This is a genomic window from Enterobacter cloacae, from assembly GCF_011078175.1.
Taxonomy (GTDB): domain Bacteria; phylum Pseudomonadota; class Gammaproteobacteria; order Enterobacterales; family Enterobacteriaceae; genus Enterobacter; species Enterobacter cloacae_Q.
This window is the reverse complement of record NZ_JAALCJ010000002.1, coordinates 425,295-448,250: the sequence shown is the minus strand read 5'-3', so window position 1 is coordinate 448,250 and position 22,956 is coordinate 425,295. Positions and strand designations below refer to the sequence as shown.

Below are 22,956 nucleotides of genomic sequence, written 5' to 3'. Positions count from 1 at the left end.
ACCTCGCTCAATGGGTGAGGTTGTGATAGCATTCCCCTCCATAAATTCACCTTCCAGCGTTGCAGAGCCTGCCCATGAGTTATCAGGTGTTAGCCCGTAAATGGCGACCACAAACCTTTGCTGACGTTGTCGGTCAGGAACATGTGCTGACGGCCCTGGCGAACGGCTTGTCGCTAGGTCGCATCCATCACGCCTATCTTTTCTCCGGCACCCGCGGCGTCGGTAAGACCTCTATTGCCCGTTTGCTGGCGAAAGGTCTGAACTGCGAAACCGGGATCACCGCCACGCCGTGCGGCGTGTGTGATAACTGCCGGGAGATCGAGCAGGGGCGTTTTGTCGATCTGATTGAGATCGACGCCGCCTCGCGTACCAAAGTGGAAGACACCCGCGATCTGCTCGACAACGTGCAGTACGCCCCCGCGCGCGGCCGCTTCAAGGTCTATCTGATCGATGAAGTGCACATGCTGTCGCGTCACAGCTTCAACGCCCTGCTAAAAACGCTGGAAGAGCCGCCCGCGCATGTAAAATTCCTGCTGGCGACCACCGATCCGCAAAAGCTGCCGGTCACGATCCTCTCCCGCTGCCTGCAATTCCATCTGAAGGCGTTGGACGTTGAGCAGATCCGCGCCCAGCTTGAGCATATCCTCGATGAAGAGAAGATCGCTCACGAACCACGCGCGCTGCAACTGCTGGCCCGTGCGGCGGACGGCAGCCTGCGCGATGCGCTAAGCCTGACCGATCAGGCAATTGCCAGCGGTGAGGGTAAACTCTCTACCGACGCGGTCAGCACCATGCTCGGCACGCTGGATGACGATCAGGCGCTGTCGCTTATCGAAGCGATGATTGCCGCCAACGGCGAGCGGGTGATGACGCTCGTCAATGACGCCGCCGCCCGTGGCATTGAGTGGGAAGCGCTGCTGGTCGAGATGCTCAGCCTGCTGCACCGCGTGGCGATGCTGCAACTGTCCCCGTCGGCCATTGGCGCGGACATGGCGACCATTGAGCAGCGGATGCGTGAACTTGCGCGCACCGTGCCGCCGGCTGATGTTCAGCTTTATTATCAAACGCTGCTGATTGGCCGCAAAGAGCTGCCGTTTGCACCGGATCGGCGGATGGGTGTCGAAATGACGCTGCTCCGCGCGCTGGCCTTTCATCCGCGCATGCCATTGCCGGAGCCGGAAGCGCCCCGGCAGTCCTTTGCGCCGGTTGCTCCAACCGCGGTAATGTCACCGCCGCAAGTGCCACCGCAACCGACGCCGCCGCAGCAGCAAAACGTGCCGCTGTCGGATGCCACCAGTTCGGTGCTTGCCGCACGAAGCCAGTTGCAACGTGCGCAGGGAGCAACCAAACCAAAAAAGAGTGAACCGGCAGCGCCTGCAAGAGCGCGGCCGGTGAACAACGCCGCGCTTGAACGACTGGCCTCGGTAACGGAGCGCGTACAGTCGCGTCCGGCACCGTCCGCGCTCGAGCAAAAAGCCCCGGCGAAACAAGAGGCGTACCGCTGGAAGGCGACCACCGTTGTTGAGACGGTCAAGGAAGTGGTCGCCACGCCAAAAGCACTGAAAAAGGCGCTGGAGCACGAAAAAACGCCGGAGCTGTCCGCGAAGCTCGCCGAAGAGTCCATCGAGCGCGACGCCTGGGCCGCCGAGGTCAGCAAACTCCAGCTGCCGAAGCTGGTCGAGCAGGTTGCGCTGAACGCCTGGAAAGAGCAGGACGGTAATCAGGTGCGTCTGCACCTGCGCCCTGGTCAGCGGCACCTCAATTCCCCTGGCGCGCAAAAGGCGCTGGCCGAGGCGCTTACCGCATTACAGGGTGTGCCGGTTGAATTGACTATCATTGAAGATGATAATCCGGCGGTGAAAACGCCGCTTGAGTGGCGACAGGCTATTTATGAAGAGAAGCTCGCGCAGGCGCGCGAGGCGATTATTGCGGATAACAACATCCAGACCCTGCGTCGGTTCTTTGACGCCGATCTGGATGAAGAGAGTATTCGCCCCATTTGATCGTGAGTCTGACTTACGGTTGTAATCCTTAAACGTGAAAGAAGAGAGAAGCCTATGTTTGGTGGAAAAGGCGGTCTGGGTGGCCTGATGAAGCAGGCTCAGCAGATGCAGGAAAAAATGCAGAAGATGCAGGAAGAGATCGCTCAGCTGGAAGTCACGGGCGAATCCGGTGCCGGTCTGGTCAAGGTGACCATCAACGGCGCGCACAACTGCCGTCGCGTTGAAATCGACCCAAGCCTGCTCGAAGACGACAAAGAGATGCTGGAAGATTTGGTTGCAGCCGCGTTTAACGACGCTGCGCGCCGTATCGACGAAACCCAGAAAGAGAAAATGGCCTCTGTTTCCAGCGGTATGCAGCTGCCGCCGGGCTTTAAGATGCCATTCTGATGCAAACCAGTCCGCTGCTCACGCAGTTAATGGAAGCACTGCGCTGCCTGCCGGGCGTTGGCCCGAAGTCGGCGCAGCGCATGGCGTTTACGCTATTGCAGCGCGACCGCAGCGGCGGGATGCGCCTGGCGCAGGCTCTGACCCGTGCCATGTCAGAAATTGGTCACTGTGCGGATTGTCGCACCTTTACCGAGCAGGACGTCTGTAACATCTGCACGAACCCGCGTCGTCAGGAAAACGGTCAGATTTGCGTGGTGGAGAGTCCGGCGGACATCTACGCCATCGAACAAACCGGGCAGTTTTCCGGCCGCTATTTCGTGCTGATGGGGCATCTCTCCCCGCTGGACGGCATCGGCCCGGACGATATTGGTCTCGATCGCCTGGAGGAGCGCCTGGAGTCGGAAACCATCAAAGAGGTGATCCTCGCCACCAACCCGACGGTGGAAGGGGAGGCAACCGCCAACTACATCGCCGAGCTGTGCGCGCAGTACGGCGTTGACGCCAGCCGTATCGCCCACGGCGTGCCGGTAGGCGGTGAGCTGGAGATGGTCGACGGCACCACGCTGTCGCACTCGCTGGCCGGACGTCACAAGATTATTTTCTGACCAAACGGAGGCTGCGCGCGCGGCCTCCGCTTGAAAATTTCCCCCCTTATCCCCATCTCTCACTCAACGTTTTACAACCCCATTAAATGGCATTGTTGAGGTCGACTTAGATGAAAGGACAAGAAACCCGTGGTTTCCAGTCAGAAGTAAAACAGCTTCTGCACCTGATGATCCATTCCCTGTATTCCAACAAAGAAATCTTCCTGCGTGAGCTGATTTCCAACGCCTCCGATGCGGCGGACAAGCTGCGCTTCCGCGCGCTGTCTAACCCGGATCTGTACGAAGGCGACGGCGAGCTGCGCGTGCGCGTCTCGTTCAATAAAGAGAACCGCACCCTGACCATCGCCGATAACGGCATTGGTATGAACCGCGACGAGGTGATCGACCATCTTGGAACCATCGCCAAATCCGGCACCAAAGCATTCCTCGAGTCCATGGGCTCTGACCAGGCGAAAGACAGCCAGCTGATCGGCCAGTTCGGCGTGGGCTTCTACTCGGCGTTCATCGTGGCGGATAAAGTCACCGTGCGCACCCGCGCGGCGGGCGATAGCGCCGAGAACGGCGTACTGTGGGAATCTAAAGGGGAAGGCGAATACACCGTTGACGACATCACCAAAGCGGATCGCGGCACCGAAATAACCCTGCACCTGCGTGAAGGCGAAGACGATTTCCTTAACGACTGGCGCGTACGCTCTATCATCAGCAAATATTCTGACCATATCGCGCTGCCGGTTGAGATTGAAAAACAGGAAGAGAAAGACGGCGAAACCGTGGTTTCCTGGGAAAAAATCAACAAGGCGCAGGCGCTGTGGACGCGCAACAAGGCTGAAATCAAAGACGACGAGTACAACGAGTTTTACAAGCACATCGCCCACGACTTTACCGATCCGCTGACCTGGAGCCACAACCGTGTGGAAGGGAAGCAGGAGTACACCAGCCTGCTGTACATCCCGGCACAGGCGCCGTGGGACATGTGGAACCGCGATCACAAGCACGGCCTGAAGCTGTACGTGCAGCGCGTCTTCATCATGGACGACGCCGAGCAGTTCATGCCGAACTACCTGCGCTTTGTGCGTGGCCTGATAGATTCCAACGATCTGCCGCTGAACGTCTCCCGTGAAATTCTTCAGGACAGCACCGTCACCCGTAACCTGCGTAACGCCCTGACCAAACGTGCGTTGCAGATGCTGGAAAAACTGGCGAAGGACGATGCGGAAAAATACCAGACCTTCTGGAAACAGTTCGGTCTGGTGCTTAAGGAAGGTCCGGCGGAAGACACCGCGAACGTTGAAACGATCGCAAAACTGCTGCGCTTCGCCTCTACGCACAACGACTCCTCCGCCCAGACCGTGTCGCTGGAAGAGTACGTCTCCCGCATGAAAGAAGGGCAGGAGAAGATCTACTACATCACCGCCGACAGCTACGCGGCGGCGAAGAGCAGCCCGCATCTGGAACTGCTGCGCAAGAAAGGCATCGAAGTGCTGCTGCTGTCTGACCGCATCGACGAGTGGATGATGAACTACCTGACCGAGTTCGACGGTAAATCCTTCCAGTCCGTTGCCAAAGCCGACGAGTCTATCGATAAGCTGGCGGATGAAGTGGACGACAGCGCGAAGGAAGCCGAGAAGGCGCTGGAGCCGTTCGTTGAGCGTGTTAAAACGCTGCTGGGCGACCGCGTGAAAGAGGTGCGCTTCACGCACCGCCTGACCGATACGCCAGCGATTGTCACCACCGATGCGGACGAAATGAGCACCCAGATGGCGAAACTGTTCGCTGCGGCGGGCCAGGCGGTGCCGGAAGTGAAATATATCTTTGAGCTTAATCCGGATCATCCGCTGGTGAAACGCGCGGCGGATACCCAGGACGACGCCCGTTTTGCCGAGTGGGTTGAACTGCTGTTGGATCAGTCCCTGCTGGCCGAGCGCGGCACGCTGGAAGATCCTAACCTGTTCATTAAACGTGTGAATGCGCTGCTGCTGGCGTAATCTCCCCTCTCCCCGGCCCTCTCCCACAGGGAGAGGGTGAAAGAGTTCCCTCTCCCTGTGGGAGAGGGTTAGGGTGAGGGCACCAGACCGCACTCACCCAAATTATCTCCCCCCATTAACCGTTTCAGCCTCCCCGCCTTCCTTGAGCGATACCCGTTCTGGTGGTATTGTTTAGCGCTTTTGAAAAATTGAAACGACATTTGAGGGGATTTTCGCAATGCGTATTATTCTGCTTGGCGCTCCGGGCGCGGGTAAAGGAACTCAGGCTCAGTTCATCATGGAGAAATACGGTATTCCGCAAATCTCCACTGGTGATATGCTGCGCGCCGCTGTTAAATCTGGCTCCGAGCTGGGCAAACAAGCGAAAGACATCATGGACGCAGGCAAGCTGGTCACCGACGAACTGGTTATCGCGCTGGTCAAAGAGCGCATTGCCCAGGAAGACTGCCGCAATGGTTTCCTGCTGGACGGCTTCCCGCGCACCATTCCTCAGGCTGACGCCATGAAAGAAGCGGGCATCAACGTGGATTACGTGCTGGAGTTCGACGTACCGGACGAGCTGATCGTTGACCGTATCGTTGGCCGTCGCGTACACGCTGCCTCTGGCCGCGTCTACCACATCAAATTCAACCCGCCTAAGGTTGAAGGCAAAGATGACGTGACCGGCGAAGAGCTGACCACCCGTAAAGACGATCAGGAAGAGACCGTGCGTAAACGCCTGGTGGAATACCATCAGATGACTGCGCCGCTGATCGGCTACTACACCAAAGAAGCGCAGGCGGGTAACACTAAATACGCGAAAGTGGACGGTACTAAAGCCGTCGCTGACGTACGTGCAGAGCTGGAAAAAATCCTCGGCTAAGTGCAACTCTCTCACCCGGGCTCTCCGGGTGAGAATATTTCTCATTTTTCCTTTCACTGCAATTGGTTCCGTTTAAACGCATTTCCGCTACAATTGACAACCTATCAAATGGTTAAGAGGCGTGAATGAGTCAGGCGAAAACCGGCATCCTGCTTGCCAATCTGGGCACTCCAGAAGCACCTACATCAGACGCGGTAAAACGCTACCTGCGACAATTTTTAAGCGACACGCGCGTCGTGGATACCCCGAGACTGCTGTGGTGGCCGCTGCTGCGTGGCGTCATTCTGCCGATTCGTTCGCCGCGCGTCGCCAAACTCTATCAGTCCGTCTGGATGGAGGAGGGCTCGCCGCTGATGGTCTACAGCCGTCGCCAGGAAAAAGCGCTGGCCGCCCGCCTGCCGGACATGCCCGTTGCGCTCGGCATGAGCTACGGCAAGCCGTCCCTGGAAAGCGCCGTCGACTCTCTTCTGGCGCAGGGTGTTGAGCACATTGTGGTGCTCGCCCTTTATCCGCAGTACTCCTGCTCCACGGTGGCCGCCGTCTGGGACGAGCTGGCGCGCATACTGGCGACCCGCCGCCGTATACCGGGTATCACCTTTATCCGCGACTATGCCGATAACGAGCTGTACATTCAGGCGCTCGCCAGCAGCGTGCGCGCGTCGTTTGAAAAACATGGAGAGCCGGATCTGCTGCTGCTTTCCTATCACGGCATTCCGCAGCGTTTCGCGAACGAAGGCGATGATTATCCCCAGCGCTGCCGCGATACTACCCGCGAGCTGGTCTCCGCCCTCGGCCTGCCGCCGGAGAAGGTGATGATGACCTTCCAGTCCCGCTTTGGCCGCGAGCCGTGGCTGACCCCGTATACCGATGAAACGCTCAAAATGCTGGGCGAGAAGGGGGTGAAGCACATTCAGGTGATGTCGCCGGGCTTCTCGGCGGACTGTCTGGAAACGCTGGAAGAGATTGCGGTGCAAAACCGGGAATTTTTCCTTGAGGCCGGCGGTGAAAAGTACGAGTACATTCCTGCGCTTAACGACTCCCCTGAACACATCGACATGATGGTGTCACTGGTCACCACCCGCCGCTGATCGCGTTACGGGCCGGGTTTGTGCTACCATTCCCGGCCCGTATTCTTTGCACAGTTCAGACCATGAAATTTCCCGGTAAACGTAAATCCAAACATTATTTCCCCGTCGATGCCCGCGATCCGCTGTTACAGCAAATTCAGCAGGAAAGCGAAACCAGCGCTGCCTGGGTGGTCGGTATCGATCAGACGCTGGTGGACATTGAAGCTAAGGTGGATGATGCGTTTGTCGCGCGTTATGGTCTGAGCGCCGGGCACTCGCTGGTGATTGAGGATGACGTTGCTGAAGCGCTGTATCAGGAGCTGGTGCGCGAAAATCTTATCACCCACCAGTTTGCCGGCGGCACCATCGGCAACACCATGCACAACTACTCCGTTCTGGCAGACGACCGCTCGGTTCTGCTTGGCGTGATGTGCAGCAATATCGAAATCGGTGGCTACGCCTACCGCTACCTGTGCAATACCTCCAGCCGCACCGATCTGAACTATCTGCAAGGCGTTGACGGGCCGATTGGCCGCTGCTTTACGCTGATAAGCGATTCCGGCGAACGTACCTTTGCCATCAGCCCCGGCCATATGAACAAGCTGCGCGCCGAAAGTATCCCGGAAGAGGTGATTGCAGGCGCGTCTGCGCTGGTACTGACCTCCTATCTGGTGCGCTGCAAGCCGGGCGAACCCATGCCGGACGCAACCATGAAGGCAATTGAGTACGCGAAGAAATACAACGTGCCTGTGGTTCTGACGCTGGGCACCAAATTCGTCATTGCCGATAACCCGGAGTGGTGGCAGGCCTTCCTGAAAGAACACGTCTCGATTCTGGCGATGAATGAAGAAGAAGCCGAAGCGCTGACCGGCGAAAGCGATCCGCTGCTGGCGTCTGATAAAGCGCTGGACTGGGTGGATCTGGTGCTCTGCACCGCCGGGCCGGTCGGGCTGTACATGGCGGGCTTCACGGAAGAAGAGAGCAAGCGTAAAACCCAGCACCCGCTGCTGCCGGGCGCAATCGCCGAATTTAACCAGTACGAGTTCAGCCGCGCCATGCGTCATAAAGACTGCATCAATCCGCTGCGTATCTTCTCCCACATCGCACCGTATATGGGGGGGCCTGAGAAGATCATGAACACCAACGGTGCGGGCGACGGCGCGCTGGCCGCGCTGCTGCACGACATCACCGCCAACGCCTACCACAAAACCAATGTGCCGAATTCCAGCAAACATACCTTTAACTGGCTGACCTATTCCTCGCTGGCGCAGGTATGTAAATACGCGAACCGCGTAAGCTACCAGGTGCTGAATCAGCATTCTCCGCGCTTAACGCGCGGTCTGCCGGAACGGGAAGACAGCCTCGAAGAGGCTTATTGGGACAGGTAAAAGCAAAACGGCAACCTCTGGTTGCCGTTCTGGTGTTTGTTCCCTCTCCCTGTGGGAGAGGGACAGGGTGAGGGCATCAGGCCGCACAAGGTAAAAGCAAAACGGCAACGTCCGTTGCCGTTTTAGTGTTTGTTCCCTCTCCCTGTGGGAGAGGGTTAGGGTGAGGGCATCAGACCGCAAAAATCTTACCCCGTCACCGCCTCTTCAACCGGCGGCTTCGTCAGCATTGTCAGCATCGTATTCGCAATCTCACGCTCACCCATCACCACCTGGTTCGCACCGCGTTCGGTGATGTACTCCACCTCGTCGTCATAATGGGCGCGGGCAATGATTTCGATATGCGGACATTTTTCGCGGGCTGTGGCCACAATCTCGCCGGCCTCATAACCGTTCGGGATAGTGAGCAGCAGCCAGCGAGCGCAGTCCAGATGCGCCAGATTCATAATCTCTTCGTTAGCGGCATTGCCCAGCACCGCACGGATGCCGCGCTCGCGAAGCTCGTCGACGCGGGTGCGGGAGGTTTCGATCACCACCAGAGGGATCCCTTGCGCCATCAGCTTCTCACCCAGCAAACTGCCGACGCGGCCAAAACCGACCAGCAGCGCATGGTTGCAGATATCCACCGGGATCTGCTTCTCCTCTTCCGTAGCCTCTTCCAGCGTCTGCTCTTCGAGGGTTTCGGTCTTCTCGAGATATTTCTCCAGCAGGGCAAACAATACCGGGTTTAGCATGATGGAGAGGATCGCCCCCGCCAGCACCAGATTTTGCCCCGCCTGTGGCAGCAGGTTCAGGGTCATGCCCAGACCGGCAAGAATAAAGGCGAACTCGCCAATCTGCGCCAGGCTGGCGGCGATGGTCAGCGCCGTGCGCGGCGAATGGCCGAACATCCGTACCAGGAAAAAGGCGGCAACGGACTTACCAAAGATGATGATTGCCAGCGTACCCAGCACGGCCAGCGGCTGCTGAATGAGGATCAGCGGGTCGAACAGCATCCCGACGGAGACAAAGAACAGCACCGCGAATGCATCACGCAGCGGCAGGGTATCGTGCGCGGCACGGTGGCTCAGCTCGGACTCGTTCAGCACCATCCCGGCGAAGAATGCGCCCAGCGCAAAGGAGACGTCAAACAGCTCGACGGCGCCAAAGGCAATGCCCAGCGCCAGCGCAAGGACCGAAAGCGTGAACAGTTCACGCGAGCCGGTGGCGGCGCTGCGGGACATGATCCACGGCACCAGACGGCGGCCCACCAGCATCATGATGGCGATAAATGCCACAACCTTACCGATGGTAATGCTCATATCCAGCGCCAGCGAGGCGAAGCCAATATTCTCTTTTTCCATCATTCCGGCGACGGCAGGCAGCAGTACCAGCGTCAACACCATCACCAGATCTTCTACAATTAGCCAGCCTATCGCGATTTGCCCACGCTGGCTGTCTATCAGCTGTCTCTCTTCAAGCGCGCGCAGCAGCACCACGGTGCTGGCGGTTGAAAGACAAAGCCCAAATACGATACCGGTCATGATTGACCAGCCCAGCACCGCCGAAAGCGCCATGCCCAGCAGCGTCGCCACCCCTATCTGGGCGATCGCTCCCGGTATGGCGATCGACTTTACCGCCATCAGATCCTTCAGGGAAAAATGCAGACCGACGCCAAACATCAGCAGGATAACGCCCAGTTCCGCCAGTTCCGGTGCCAGTTTGGTATCCGCGACGAAACCTGGCGTAAAGGGCCCTGCCAGCACGCCCGCTAACAAATAGCCTACCAGGGGCGAAATACGCAGTTTATTGGCAATCATGCCGAGGATAAAAGCGAGCACAAGTCCACCAACAATGGTGGTAATAAGCGGTGTGGCGTGGTGCATTCGTTCTCCTTTCGCTGTGGGTGATCCATTTTTGGTGCAAATACCAAAAAGCCGATTAATAGTTTATGACAATTTTTACCCTTATGTTTATGAATAATTGTTGAAATCAGAACAAAAAGGCAATAAGCGTGAAAAAGGGCAGGTTTAGCAAAATTTTTGGGAGGGATGAAGGGGGAAGCCTTATGGAATCAGGTTATCCGGCTGCCAAAGTTTAACTTTGGCAGCCATGAAACTACGCTTTATGACGGTTGTCAGGCAGGAATATGGTCAACATCCCCAGAAGTGGCAGGAAAGCGCAGATTTTATAAACCAGGAAGATACTGGTATGGTCTGCAACCATACCTAACACGGCTGCGCCAAGGCCGCCCATGCCAAAGGCAAAACCGAAAAAGAGACCGGAAACCATGCCGATACGTCCCGGTAGCAGCTCCTGCGCATAGACCAGGATGGCTGAGAATGCCGATGCGAGAATAAAACCAATGATCACCGTCAAAATCCCGGTCCATTCCAGACTGGCGTACGGTAAAACAAGCGTAAACGGTGCAACGCCGAGGATAGAGCCCCAAATCACATATTTACGGCCGATCTTATCCCCTACAGGGCCGCCAATCACCGTGCCTGCCGCCACCGCAAACAGGAAGGCAAAAAGGTGAAATTGGGCGTTTTGTACCGATAATCCGAATTTTTGCATCAGATAGAAGGTGTAATAGCTGCTGATGCTCGCCATATAGAAATATTTCGAGAAAATCAGCACCAGCAGCACGCTGACGGCAAGGATCACCTTATTGCGCGGAAGGGGATTGCTTATCTTCGCGGCAGGTTTTCCCTTATTTACGCGATGCTGCGCGGCATACCAGCGGCTGATTTGCGCCAGGACGACAATCGCCAGCAGCGCGGCCAGCACAAACCACGCCACGTTGCCTTTACCGTAGGGCGCGATAATCACCGCCGCCAGCAGAGGACCGAGGGAGCTGCCAAAGTTACCGCCCACCTGGAACAGAGACTGCGCCAGCCCGTGGCGTCCGCCGGAGGCCATACGCGCCACGCGGGACGATTCTGGATGGAACACCGATGAACCGGTTCCTACCAGTGCCGCGGCAACCAGTACCGCCTCAAAGCTGCCCGCCATGGCCAGCAGCACTAACCCGCTCAGGGTGAAGCACATCCCAATGGGCAGCGACCATGGCATCGGGTATTTGTCCGTCCAGTAGCCCACCACTGGCTGTAGCAGCGAAGAGGCCAGCTGGAAGGTCAGGGTGATCATCCCGATCTGCACGAAGGTTAGTGAGAACTCAGACTGCAACAGCGGGTAGATCGCCAGAATCAGCGACTGGATCATGTCGTTGAGCAGATGAGAGAGACTGATTGCGCCTAATACTTTAAAAGAAGTGCGCGATTTCGGCGGCGACGCCGGAGCGCCCTGGACGGGCTGGGTTGATTCACTGATTGCCATAAATACCACGTCGATTTGTTATTAGAGATGCAGGGAGTAATTATTATCCGACTAACATACCCGTCCGTGACATTTGAAGAAAGTCGCAATTCTGAAAACTTATTTGTCTATTCTTGTGAGTCACTGTAATTTTTGCGTTTGTCTATGGGTCAGGGAGAGAGAAGATGAAGTTAATGAAGCGTGGCGTCGCGCTGGCGCTCATCGCCGCATGGGGGCTGACAAGCCTGCCCGCGCAGGCGTATGAAAAAGATAAAACCTATAAAATTACCATTCTGCATACTAACGATCATCACGGTCATTTCTGGCGCAGCGAATACGGTGAATACGGCCTGGCGGCGCAAAAAACGCTGGTGGACGGCATTCGTAAAGAGGTCGCGGCCCAGGGTGGCAGCGTCCTGTTGCTGTCGGGCGGAGATATTAATACCGGCGTACCGGAATCTGATTTGCAGGATGCCGAGCCCGATTTCCGCGGCATGAATTTAATTGGTTACGACGCGATGGCGGTCGGAAACCACGAGTTTGATAATCCGCTGAGCGTGTTGCGCCAGCAGGAGAAGTGGTCCAAATTCCCGTTCCTTTCCGCCAATATTTATCAAAAAAGCACCGGCGAGCGCCTGTTTAAACCGTGGGCGCTGTTTAAGCGTCAGGATCTGAAAATTGCGGTTATCGGCTTAACCACCGACGATACGGCCAAAATTGGCAACCCTGAATTTTTCACCGACATCGAATTCCGTAAACCGGCAGACGAAGCGAAGCTGGTGATCCAGGAGTTACAGCAGAACGAAAAGCCGGACGTGATTATCGCCACCACCCATATGGGGCACTACGATAACGGCGAGCACGGATCCAATGCGCCGGGCGACGTGGAGATGGCGCGCAGCCTCCCGTCGGGTTCGCTGGCGATGATTGTGGGTGGTCATTCGCAGGATCCGGTCTGCATGGCGTCGGAGAACAAAAAGCAGGTGGATTACGTGCCGGGCACGCCGTGCGCACCGGACCGTCAGAACGGGATCTGGATTGTACAGGCGCACGAGTGGGGTAAATACGTGGGTCGCGCGGATTTCGAATTCCGTAACGGCGAAATGAAGCTGGTGCACTATCAGCTCATCCCGGTCAACCTGAAGAAGAAAGTGACCTACCCGGACGGCAAAAGCGAGCGCGTACTCTACACGCCAGAGATCGCTGAAAACCAGCAGATGCTCTCTCTGCTGACGCCGTTCCAGAGCAAAGGCAAAGCGCAGCTGGACGTGAAGATTGGCACGCTTAACGGACGACTGGAAGGAGACCGCAGCAAAGTTCGCTTCGTGCAGACCAACATGGGACGTCTGGTGCTGGCTGCGCAAATGGCACGCACGAATGCGGATTTCGGCGTGATGAGCGGCGGCGGAATTCGTGATTCCATCGAAGGCGGAAACATCACCTATAAAGACGTGCTGAAAGTGCAGCCGTTTGGCAACGTGGTGGTCTATGCGGACATGAGCGGGAAAGAGGTTATTGACTACCTGACCGCCGTGGCGCAGATGAAGCCGGATTCCGGGGCGTATCCGCAGTTTGCTAACGTCAGCTTTGTGGCGAAAGACGGCAAGCTCAACGATCTCAAAATCAAAGGGGAGCCGGTTGATCCGGCGAAAACCTACCGTCTGGCAACGTTAAGCTTTAACGCCACCGGTGGCGACGGCTATCCGCATATCGATAACAAACCGGGCTACGTAAATACCGGGTTTATTGATGCGGAAGTGTTGAAGCAGTTTATCCAGCAAAATTCACCGATTGACGTGAACGCATATGAGCCGAAAGGAGAGGTAAGCTGGCAGTAGTGTGCGGCCTGATGCCCTCACCCCAACCCCTCTCCCACGGGGAGAGGGTGCGAATACAAAAAACGGTAACGCCTGTTACCGTTTTGCTTTTACCTCGCAGCCGCCTCCGGGCAATTTTCTCAATCCCGGCGCGCAATATCCGCAAACTTCGCGTCCAGCATTTTCGCCAGATCGCCTGCGGCCAGTTCAATATCCAGCCCGCGTTTGCCGCCAGAAATGTAGATCGTCTCAAACGCCTGCGCAGGCGCATCGATCAGCGTCGGCAGGCGCTTTTTCTGCCCGAGCGGGCTGATCCCACCGACCAGATAACCCGTGGTGCGTTGCGCAACCATCGGGTCTGCCATATCCACCTTTTTCGCCCCCAGCGCTTTGGCGACTTTCTTCAGATCAAGCTGTCCGGCAACGGGCGTTACCGCCACGGCGAGATGCTTCATATCGCCATTCACCGCGACCAGCAGCGTTTTGTAGACCTGGTCAGCGTTCAGCCCAAGCTTGCGCACCACTTCATCACCAAAGTTAGTGTCGTTCGGATCGTGATCGTAGGTATGGATCCGGAAAGAAATGTTGTTTTTTTCGAGTAATTTAACGGCGGGAGTCATGGCTATCCTTCTTGCGACAGGCGATTCATGCCAGCAGCATACGCCTGACGTTTGTCTAAAAAATAGCACCATCTTGCGCAATAGTATTGGCAGTGATGGTTACTTTGAGCGACAATCGGCGTAGCCGAAGGTCACTTCGGTATAATAAAAACGATGAAATTCCTCTTTGACGGGCCAATAGAGATATTGGCCATTTTTTTATTTCAGTAGTGCCGGCAGATTCCCTTCTCCGTACAAATGCAACGCGCCTACCGCGACCACATAACGACCGGCAGGCAGGGCATACAGCGTCTCCCGCCACGCCTGGTTACGCGCGTTCATCAGCACATCGTACAACGATTCACTGAACGTGGACGGTAGCGCCAGCTTACCGTCTGCGGGCGGCGCATCCAGCCACCAGCCAATCATCGTTTGCAGCAGACGCGCGTTGGTGTGCCAGTGGGTCAGGGTGTCATCCAGCAGCACCAGGCCATCATCGGGAAGCTGGCGGAGGAGCGCAATCTGGCTGTCCGTGCCTTCCAGTTCAATGACGGACAGGTTGCGCGCCCTTGCCGCATTCAGCAGTTGATAATCGATACCGTAATCGCCGCGCAGCCCCAGGCGCTGCGCCTGGGTTGCCTGTAGCACCATGGCAATTTGCCACAGGGGCAGGGTGTCGAGCATAGAGAGCGAGACGCCGGTTTCATCCGCAAGACGGGTTAGCTCAGCCAGCTGCGTCTCGTTAAGACGTTCAGCCAGGGAGCGGTCGCTTTCCAGCCCGGCAAACGGCGATCCCTGACCGGAGATGTCGGCTTCGACGATCAGCGCATCGGCGCGCTTCAGCAGTTTGATCAGGCCGGAGGGCAGGGGGGACATATCCTGCGTGCCCATATGAATGCTTCCCACCAGATGCAGATGCTGCCCACCCGGAAGCGAAATATCCATACCGGGCCAGGGATAACGGCGGGGAAAGAGGGCGCGAAACGATGCTTTTATACGACTAAACAGACTCATACGCGCTCCATAAACGGAAAGGTTCATGCTAGCGCGTACGGGTACAAGGTTCAATCCTTCGGTTTAAACCGCAACAGGCGGTTGGCGTTGCTCACCACGGTAATTGACGAGAGTGCCATCGCCGCACCTGCGACAACCGGGTTCAGCAGGGTGCCGGTCAGCGGCCACAAAATCCCGGCAGCAACAGGAATACCGAGTGAGTTATAGACGAATGCGCCCAGCAGGTTCTGCTTCATGTTGCGCAACGTGGCTTTCGAAATCGCCAGCGCATCCGCCACGCCCATCAGGCTGTGACGCATCAGGGCGATCGCGGCGGTTTCAATGGCGACATCGCTCCCGCCACCCATTGCAATGCCTACGTCGGCCTGCGCCAGCGCCGGGGCGTCGTTGATGCCGTCACCAACCATTGCCACCTGACGTCCGTCACGTTGCAGTTGCCTGATAGCGTCCGCTTTGCCGTCCGGTAGAACGCCGGCAATCACGTCATCAATCCCGGCTTCTCTGGCGATGGCGTTAGCGGTTATCGGGTTATCACCGGTTAACATCACCAGACGATAGCCCGCGCGGTGCAGGCGCTGTAAGGCATCCACGCTGTCCTGGCGTAACGGATCGCGCACGGCCAGCAGCGCCGCCACCTGACCATCCCTCGCCAGCAGAATCGGCGTCGCGCCCTGAGCAGCCTGCGCGTTCAGCTCTGCGTCCAGCGCGGACGTATCAACGCCGTGTTCAGTCAGCAGCGCCTGGTTACCGAGCAGCAGCGTATGCCCTTCGGCTTCACCGCTGACCCCTAAGCCGCGCAGGGTTCGGAAGTTGCTTACCTGCGGCAGGAGGACATCACCGGCTTTCTCAAGGATGGCGCGCGCCAGCGGGTGGCTGGAGCCTTGTTCCAGCGCGGCGGCAAGGCGCAGGGCATCCGTTTCCGTACAGCCAACGGTATTGATGGCTACCACCTGCGGTTTACCCTCGGTGAGCGTGCCGGTTTTATCAAAGACGAGCGTATCCAGCGTGCTTGCCCGTTGCAGGGCGTCAGCATCACGGACCAGTACGCCAAACTCGGCGGCGCGTCCGACACCAGAGATAATCGACATCGGCGTGGCCAGACCAAGGGCACAAGGGCAGGCGATGATCAGCACCGTGGTGGCGATTACGAGGGTGTAGACAATCTGCGGCGCCGGGCCGAAGAAATACCAGATCGCCGCGCTCAGCAGGGCAATAACGACGACCACCGGCACAAAAATGGCGGAGATTTTATCGGCAAGCTGACCAATCTCCGGCTTACTGCTCTGCGCCTGGCGGACCAGGCGAATGATGCGTGACAGCGTGGTATGGCTCCCGACCGCACTGGCGCGGAACAGCACGCTGCCGTCCTGAACGACCGTACCGGCATGGACGGCATCGCCATCGGATTTTTGCTGAGGAATGGGTTCCCCGGTCAGCATCGCTTCATCCAGCCAGGCTTCGCCCTGGGTTATCGTGCCGTCGACGGGCACGCGGTCGCCGGTAGTCAGGCGCAGCGTCATACCCGGCTGCACTTCCGAAAGCGGGACGCTTTTCTCCCCGTCTTCCGTCACTACTCGGGCCGTCGGCGGGGTTAAATCGAGTAATCTTTCCAGCGCTTTCGACGAGCGCTGACGAGCGCGAGCTTCGAGCATATGGCCTAAGTTAATCAGGCCAATAATCATCGCACTCGCTTCATAGTAAAGGTGACGCGCTTCCATCGGGAACCACTGCGGCCAGACGTTAACGCTCATCGAATACAGCCACGCGGCGCCCGTCCCGAGCGCGACCAGCGTGTCCATCGTCGCCGTGCGGTTTTTCAGGCTTTTCCAGGCGCTGGTGTAGAAGTGCCCGCCCGCAAACACCATGACCGCCAGGGTAATCAAACCGATTACCAGCCACAGGGTGCGGTTTTCAGCGGTGACCATCATGTTGTCACCCATCATGCCCCACACCATCACCGGAATACCGACCAGCAGGGCGACGATCGCCTGCCAGCGGAAGCGCTTCATGGTGGCAATAGCCGTTTCCTGCTGGCGCTCGCGGCGCTCGGCATCATCTTCGATGGCCTCCGCCCCGTAGCCCGCTTTTTCTACGGCCTGCACTAACTCTGCGGCGGAGGCACTGCCCATTACCAGCGCAGTACGCTCCGCCAGATTTACCCGTGCCTGTGCGACGCCCGGTACCGCCTGCAAGGCGTTTTGTACCCGTGAGACGCAGCTGGCGCAGCTCATGCCGTTGATCAGCAGCTGTTGGCTGTCATCAATGTCATCAGCTACCGGAAGCTCAGGAGTGGCCGCTGTCAGTGCTTCCGACGGGGATGATGACTCTGCCAGCGGTTTAGCCTTTGGGTGGCTTAACTCCGCCCCGTAACCGGCCTGTTTAATGGTATCAATCAGCGCCTCGGCGCTGGCGCAGCCGGTCACGGCGGCATGATCGATAGTCACCTCAGCGCTTTCCACGTCAGGACGCTGTTCCAGGCTTTCTTTAACGCGTTTGACACAGTGGCCGCAGGAGAGGCCGTCCAGTGTCAGGTCAATAGTGTGAGACATAACAAAACTCCCGTATAATGTTCTGGTCAATTGTTGACCTTCACTCTGCTTTTCGCTAACTGTTATGAAGGTTAAACCTTCCATCAAGGGGAAGGTCAAGGGGGAAATGTGAATATCAGCGATGTTGCGAAAAAAACCGGCTTAACCAGCAAAGCGATTCGCTTTTATGAGGAAAAAGGGCTGGTGACGCCACCGTTGCGCAGCGAGAACGGCTACCGCAGCTATACGCAGCTGCATCTTGATGAACTGACGTTACTGCGCCAGGCAAGACAGGTAGGATTTAATCTTGAAGAGTGCGGCGAGCTGGTAAACCTGTTTAACGATCCGAAACGCCACAGTGCCGACGTGAAAAAACGTACGCTGGAAAAAGTGGCGGAGATCGAACGCCATATTATCGAATTACAGGCGATGCGTGAGCAGTTGCTACAGCTGGCGGAATCCTGCCCGGGAGATGACAGCGCCGAGTGCCCGATTATCGACAATCTTTCCGGCTGCTGCCACCGTAAAACCCACGCCTAACAGGCTTTCACCCGCAGGGTAATGCCTTCTACCGCAATGACCTCAACCCGCGTGCCGGCGCTGAGGTCATCGTCGGCCACCACCGGCCACGAGCTGTCCCCCACGCGCATATGACCGCGTCCGTTGATCAGCGCGTTATCAAGCGTAAAGCGTTTACCCACGATCTGCTGCCCACGCTGGTTGAGATGCGCGTCGACCGGCTTCTGCGCCTTCACCCGTTTGTTCAGCCAGCGCCACCACAGCCAGGCGGCCAGCAGCGTCAGCACGGCAAACAGCGCGCCCTGCCACTCCCAGCCGACAGGCAGCAGCCAGACGACCAGCCCGGTAATCACCGCGGCAACCCCGCTCCACAGCAGATAACCGTTGCCGCCAAGCATCTCGGCGGCCAGCAGCAAGCCGCCGAGGCTTAGCCAGAACGCATGAGGATGTGCAACGATGAGCTCAATCATTTTTTACGCTCGTTTCCGCCGTCTTTGATCAGTTCGGCAATTCCGGCGATAGATCCCATCAGGCTGCTGGCATCCAGCGGCATCATCACCACCTTGCTGTTGTTCGCAGAGCCGATCTCCTTCAGCGCATCGGTATATTTTTGCGCGACGAAGTAGTTCACGGCCTGGATATCCCCGGCGGCAATCGCCTCGGAGACCATCTGCGTCGCGCGGGCTTCCGCTTCCGCTGAACGTTCACGCGCTTCCGCCTGGAGGAAGGCAGACTGCCGATCGCCCTCGGCTTTCAGGATCTGCGACTGTTTTTCCCCTTCCGCTTTCAGGATCTCGGCCTGACGCACCCCTTCGGCTTCAAGAATATAGGCACGCTTGGTACGCTCGGCCTTCATCTGGGCGTTCATGGAGGCGATCAGCTCTGCCGGCGGGCGCACGTCGCGGATCTCAATACGGGTCACTTTGATCCCCCACGGATTGGTGGCTTCATCCACAATATGCAGCAGGCGGGTATTGATACTGTCGCGCTGGGAGAGCATTTCGTCCAGCTCCATCGAGCCGAGCACGGTACGGATGTTGGTCATGGTCAGGTTGACGATCGCCAGCTCCAGGTTGCTCACCTCATAGGCCGCTTTCGGCGCATCAATCACCTGTATAAAACACACCGCATCGATGGTGACGTTGGCGTTATCCTTGGAGATGACTTCCTGGGAAGGGATATCAAGTACCTGCTCCATCATGTTGATCTTACGCCCAATCCTGTCCATGAACGGGACGATCAGGCTTAAGCCAGGCTGAAGGGTATTGGTGTAGCGACCGAAGCGTTCGACGGTCCACTGGTAACCCTGCGGGACAATTTTGACGCCTGCGCCCACGATAACCAGCGCAACGAAAATAAGGACAGGAACAACGATGAGCATAAAAACCTCCTGTTTTGCATGCCGTAACGAGAAAAATTGCGTATTTGTTGAACGTAAGTATATCGGCTAACGAACGGGATTTCGCCCCTGTAAAGAGGTGGGAACCGGACTGGCAGAAATAAAACGCCCCGTTCGGGATGCGGGGCGCAAAGCGTTACTTTTCAGACCAGGTATAGCTGAAGTCAGTGATAAACCCATCCCCGGCGTCAGCGATGGCTTTTGATAAGCCCTGGTAGTATTTTTCCAGGCCGATGGCCTCTATCTGCTGGATCTGCTCGCGAACCGGAGCGCAGAACAGCACCGCATTGCCCGCCCCGACACGTTTGTTGTTCGGCGGCAGATCGCCGGCAATCGCTTTAAACCACGTTCTGATCCCTTGCTTTAAGCTATGCGGCGCTTTTGTAAGATCCTCCTGGCCGGTCAGTACCTGTAGGGTAGGGAATTCATTAGCATTGACGGCGGTTTTCATACGCGCAAAGAACGCGGTAAAAAGCTCAAAAGAGCCGAGGTCCGTGACGCGAGGCTTGGTGGTTTTTCCGTTTTTATTGCCCATTTTTCCGACAGGGGCTGTAGGCGCCGGAACCACATTGACCTTATGCAGATCCAGACCAAACAGCAGATTACAGTGCGCCCGGCGCTCTTTAAGCGGGTAGGACATCAGCACGTCAATGAACGCCGTCGCCTTTACATCGGCCAGGTCATGGTTAATCAGCCATTGCGAGCGGGCAAATTCTGCGGGAGAAACGAACCAGTCCGGCACTTCAGTAAAACGTCTGGATTTACCCTTGCCGTCAAATTCGAGAAAGTAAGCCCCGTCCTCGAAAGCAAAATAGCAATTTTTAAAGCTACCGATCGTGGTGTTAACGATGAGCGCCTTCTTCACAAAATCGACTACCTCAGCACCCATGACAAAACGCGTGAGTTCCGAAGAATTGATGACTTCCATTAATGTTTCTACATCAGGAACACCAGGCTTCAGGGAAGAGAACTCATAAAAGATATGTGTCATGTTGCTGACTTCCTGTAGTGAGAGGGGTGACAATTAGCGAACAAAAAGTTTAACACTTGCCATAGATTAAGGCTATTCGCGCTGGTTACCGGAAAGGATTATGCTAAAGGCTGTTCTTATCACAGCGGTTAACGGAATTGGAATGAATAATAAAAAAAAACTTCTGAATATCAGGGATGTTGGCTTTCGTGTGGGTGACACCCCCCTTCTTCAGCATGTCGATTTTTGTCTGTCTCCGGGCGAATTTAAACTGATAACCGGTCCCTCCGGCTGCGGCAAAAGCACGCTCCTGAAAATTGTGGCCTCGCTACTGAGCCCAACGGAAGGAACAATCCTGTTTGAAGGGAAAGATATCGCCACGCTTTCACCGGAAAGCTATCGCCAGCAGGTGTCATACTGCGTGCAAACGCCGTCCCTGTTTGGTGACACGGTGTACGATAATCTGGTGTTTCCCTGGGACATCCGCAACCAAACGCCTGAACCGAAAAAGTTTGCTGACGATCTGGCCCGGTTTGGGCTTTCTCCGGAAACGCTGACCAAATCGATCGCGGAACTTTCAGGTGGGGAAAAGCAGCGCGTCTCGCTGATCCGTAACCTGCAATTCCTGCCGAAGGCGCTGTTGCTGGACGAGATCACCAGCGCGCTGGATGACGCTAACAAGCGCAACGTAAATGACATTATCCATCGCTACGCCCGGGAGCAGAATATTGCCGTGCTATGGGTGACGCATGATTCAAATGAAATTACCCATGCGGATGATGTCATCATGCTCAGGCCGCAGGGCGGGAAAATGCAGGAGGCTCACCGTGGGTGAACATAACATAACCAACGAATCGCTGGCGCTGTCGATGTTACTGGTACTGGTAGCGATTGTGGTCAGCTACCGGGAAAAGCTGGGGCTGGAAAAAGATATTCTGTGGAGTATTGCCCGCGCGGTCATTCAGCTCATTATCGTCGGCTATGTGCTGAAATACATCTTCAACGTCAATCATGCTGTACTGACCCTGTTGATGGTGCTGTTTATCTGCTTTAACGCGGCATGGAATGCGCAGAAACGCAGTAAATACATCGATAAAGCGTTTATTTCGTCGTTTATTGCCATCACTACCGGGACCGCGTTAACGCTGGCGGTGCTGGTGCTCTCCGGCTCGATAGAATTTACGCCGATGCAGGTGATCCCCATTTCCGGGATGATTGCGGGCAATGCGATGGTGGCGGTCGGGTTGTGCTACAACAATCTGGGGCAACGCTTCAGCAGTGAACAGCAGCAGCTTCAGGAGAAGCTAAGCCTGGGCGCGACGCCGAAGGTGGCCTCTGCGCGATTGATCCGCGACAGCATTCGCTCTTCGCTGATCCCCACGGTGGATTCCGCCAAAACGGTGGGTCTGGTGAGCCTGCCGGGTATGATGTCGGGGCTGATTTTTGCCGGTATCGATCCGGTAAAAGCCATTAAATACCAGATTATGGTGACGTTTATGCTGCTCTCTACGGCGAGCCTGTCCACCATCATTGCCTGCTACCTGACCTATCGGAAGTTTTACAACGCGCGCCACCAGCTGGTGGTGACGCAGTTGAAAAAGACGGGGTAATATCGGCTTTCGTAGGCCCGGTAAGCGTTAGCGCCACCGGGCATTGTTTTGCTAGTAGAGCAACGCGTACAGCTGACGACGATATTTCGACGCCAGCGCGTCACCGGTACCCAGCGCGGCCAGGATCTCCTGGAACATCTTCCGCGCCTGACCGTCTGCGGCGCCCAGGTCCTTCTGAAGATGGCTAAACAGCAGCTCCAGCGCCTCTTCGTTACGCCCTACCTGATGAAGCTGAAGCGCCAGCTGGCTTGCCAGCGCGGCATCCTCCGGGTTGTCCGCAACCTGCTGCTGAAGCTGCTGAATTTCAGGGGTATCGGCCGCCTGTTTCAGCAGGTCAATCTGCGCCACCAGACCCTGATAACGGGTATCCTGATCCTGCATCGGCACCGTTTTCAGCACGGCTTCCGCGTCTTCAGGGCGGTGCAGCGCAATCTGGGTCTCTGCCAGCAGCAGACCAATCTGGCTGTTCTGGTTCGACAGCTGCCACGCGTCTTTTAACAGCGGCAGCGCCTCGTCGTACTTGCCTTCCTGCATCAGCGCCATGGCTTCCTGCGCTTTCAGCTCTTCTTCGCGCGGCAGGACTTTATCCAGCAGGGCGCGGATCGCCTCTTCCGGCTGCGGCCCCTGGAAGCCATCCACCGGCTGACCGTTCTGGAACAGGTAGACGGTTGGGATCGCGCGCAGGCCAAACTGGGAAGCGACCATCGGTTCGGCGTCACAATCCAGCTTCGCCAGAATGAACTGACCGTTGTACTGCGCGGCAAGGCTTTCCAGGACCGGCGTCAGTTGCAGGCAGTGTTGGCTGCGTTCAGACCAGAAATAGAACAGCACCGGTTTAGCCATTGACTGTTCGAGCGTCTGTTGCAGGTTAGCTTCAGTTATGTTGACGATATTCTGTACGGACATGCG

The 22,956-nt window shown here is 56.9% G+C and carries 20 protein-coding genes and 1 other annotated feature; of the genes, 11 read left to right on the top strand and 9 right to left on the bottom strand.

Annotated elements, in window-relative coordinates; genetic code table 11:
• Positions 1-74 precede the first annotated feature (74 nt).
• The 7 genes from dnaX (at position 75) to G6Q29_RS06300 (ending at position 8,297) form a co-directional block, all read left to right on the top strand.
• Positions 75-2,003: a DNA polymerase III subunit gamma/tau gene (gene dnaX / locus G6Q29_RS06330; protein WP_165464956.1), complete on the top strand. Its 1,929-nt coding sequence runs from the start codon at positions 75-77 to the stop codon at positions 2,001-2,003.
• Positions 1,333-1,397 (top strand) — a sequence feature (DnaX frameshifting element). It overlaps the preceding gene by 65 nt.
• Before the next feature lie 54 nt (positions 2,004-2,057).
• The gene (locus G6Q29_RS06325; RefSeq protein ID WP_003858972.1) at positions 2,058-2,390 is read left to right on the top strand and encodes a YbaB/EbfC family nucleoid-associated protein; all 333 of its coding nucleotides are present in this window, start codon (positions 2,058-2,060) and stop codon (positions 2,388-2,390) included.
• A complete protein-coding gene (recR, locus tag G6Q29_RS06320; RefSeq protein ID WP_165464955.1) occupies positions 2,390-2,995 on the top strand; it encodes a recombination mediator RecR in 606 nt (201 codons plus the stop codon). The genes G6Q29_RS06325 and recR overlap by 1 nt, the downstream gene beginning before the upstream one ends.
• 110 nt (positions 2,996-3,105) lie before the next feature.
• The gene (gene htpG, locus G6Q29_RS06315; protein WP_006809842.1) at positions 3,106-4,980 is read left to right on the top strand and encodes a molecular chaperone HtpG; all 1,875 of its coding nucleotides are present in this window, start codon (positions 3,106-3,108) and stop codon (positions 4,978-4,980) included.
• Between the two features lie 217 nt (positions 4,981-5,197).
• Positions 5,198-5,842 carry an adenylate kinase gene (gene adk, locus G6Q29_RS06310; RefSeq protein WP_006809841.1) on the top strand — a complete coding sequence of 215 codons (645 nt, stop codon included), beginning with the start codon at positions 5,198-5,200 and terminating at the stop codon, positions 5,840-5,842.
• A gap of 125 nt (positions 5,843-5,967) precedes the next feature.
• On the top strand, positions 5,968-6,930 hold the full coding sequence (gene hemH / locus G6Q29_RS06305; protein WP_165464954.1) for a ferrochelatase: 963 nt from the start codon (positions 5,968-5,970) through the stop codon (positions 6,928-6,930).
• A gap of 62 nt (positions 6,931-6,992) precedes the next feature.
• Positions 6,993-8,297 (top strand): inosine/guanosine kinase, encoded by a 1,305-nt coding sequence (locus G6Q29_RS06300; protein ID WP_032104066.1) that lies wholly within the window; start codon positions 6,993-6,995, stop codon positions 8,295-8,297.
• Positions 8,298-8,482: 185 nt separating this feature from the next.
• Here the strand turns inward: G6Q29_RS06300 and ybaL are convergent, their stop codons facing one another.
• Positions 8,483-10,159 carry a YbaL family putative K(+) efflux transporter gene (gene ybaL, locus G6Q29_RS06295; protein ID WP_165464953.1) on the bottom strand — a complete coding sequence of 559 codons (1,677 nt, stop codon included), beginning with the start codon at positions 10,157-10,159 and terminating at the stop codon, positions 8,483-8,485.
• Between the two features lie 232 nt (positions 10,160-10,391).
• Complete coding sequence (locus G6Q29_RS06290) at positions 10,392-11,612, bottom strand: MFS transporter (protein ID WP_165464952.1); 1,221 nt, start codon at positions 11,610-11,612, stop codon at positions 10,392-10,394.
• Between the two features lie 164 nt (positions 11,613-11,776).
• Between G6Q29_RS06290 and ushA the strand changes: the two genes are divergently transcribed.
• Positions 11,777-13,429, top strand: coding sequence for a bifunctional UDP-sugar hydrolase/5'-nucleotidase UshA (ushA, locus tag G6Q29_RS06285; RefSeq protein WP_165464951.1), 1,653 nt, complete (start codon positions 11,777-11,779; stop codon positions 13,427-13,429).
• A 119-nt stretch (positions 13,430-13,548) separates the two neighbouring features.
• Here the strand turns inward: ushA and ybaK are convergent, their stop codons facing one another.
• The 3 genes from ybaK to copA form a co-directional block, all read right to left on the bottom strand.
• On the bottom strand, positions 13,549-14,028 hold the full coding sequence (gene ybaK, locus G6Q29_RS06280) for a Cys-tRNA(Pro)/Cys-tRNA(Cys) deacylase YbaK (protein ID WP_165464950.1): 480 nt from the start codon (positions 14,026-14,028) through the stop codon (positions 13,549-13,551).
• Positions 14,029-14,226: 198 nt separating this feature from the next.
• On the bottom strand, positions 14,227-15,021 hold the full coding sequence (locus tag G6Q29_RS06275; RefSeq protein WP_165464949.1) for a TraB/GumN family protein: 795 nt from the start codon (positions 15,019-15,021) through the stop codon (positions 14,227-14,229).
• A gap of 50 nt (positions 15,022-15,071) precedes the next feature.
• Positions 15,072-17,570, bottom strand: coding sequence for a copper-exporting P-type ATPase CopA (gene copA / locus G6Q29_RS06270; RefSeq protein WP_165464948.1), 2,499 nt, complete (start codon positions 17,568-17,570; stop codon positions 15,072-15,074).
• 108 nt (positions 17,571-17,678) lie between these two features.
• Between copA and cueR the strand changes: the two genes are divergently transcribed.
• Complete coding sequence (gene cueR, locus G6Q29_RS06265; RefSeq protein ID WP_017383222.1) at positions 17,679-18,089, top strand: Cu(I)-responsive transcriptional regulator; 411 nt, start codon at positions 17,679-17,681, stop codon at positions 18,087-18,089.
• Here cueR and G6Q29_RS06260 read toward each other — a convergent pair.
• The 3 genes from G6Q29_RS06260 to G6Q29_RS06250 form a co-directional block, all read right to left on the bottom strand.
• A complete protein-coding gene (locus G6Q29_RS06260; protein WP_023305604.1) occupies positions 18,086-18,538 on the bottom strand; it encodes an NfeD family protein in 453 nt (150 codons plus the stop codon). The two genes, cueR and G6Q29_RS06260, sit on opposite strands and share 4 nt — an antisense overlap.
• Positions 18,535-19,449 carry an SPFH domain-containing protein gene (locus G6Q29_RS06255; protein ID WP_003858941.1) on the bottom strand — a complete coding sequence of 305 codons (915 nt, stop codon included), beginning with the start codon at positions 19,447-19,449 and terminating at the stop codon, positions 18,535-18,537. The genes G6Q29_RS06260 and G6Q29_RS06255 overlap by 4 nt, the downstream gene beginning before the upstream one ends.
• Positions 19,450-19,603: 154 nt before the next feature.
• Positions 19,604-20,458, bottom strand: a complete 855-nt coding sequence (locus tag G6Q29_RS06250; protein ID WP_165464947.1) for a hypothetical protein — start codon at positions 20,456-20,458, stop codon at positions 19,604-19,606.
• Between the two features lie 142 nt (positions 20,459-20,600).
• Between G6Q29_RS06250 and fetA the strand changes: the two genes are divergently transcribed.
• Both fetA and fetB read left to right on the top strand, forming a co-directional pair.
• Positions 20,601-21,272 carry an iron efflux ABC transporter ATP-binding subunit FetA gene (gene fetA, locus G6Q29_RS06245; protein WP_165464946.1) on the top strand — a complete coding sequence of 224 codons (672 nt, stop codon included), beginning with the start codon at positions 20,601-20,603 and terminating at the stop codon, positions 21,270-21,272.
• Complete coding sequence (gene fetB, locus G6Q29_RS06240) at positions 21,265-22,047, top strand: iron efflux ABC transporter permease subunit FetB (protein WP_165464945.1); 783 nt, start codon at positions 21,265-21,267, stop codon at positions 22,045-22,047. The genes fetA and fetB overlap by 8 nt, the downstream gene beginning before the upstream one ends.
• 51 nt (positions 22,048-22,098) lie before the next feature.
• Here the strand turns inward: fetB and G6Q29_RS06235 are convergent, their stop codons facing one another.
• Complete coding sequence (locus tag G6Q29_RS06235) at positions 22,099-22,953, bottom strand: co-chaperone YbbN (RefSeq protein WP_165464944.1); 855 nt, start codon at positions 22,951-22,953, stop codon at positions 22,099-22,101.
• Positions 22,954-22,956: the final 3 nt, after the last annotated feature.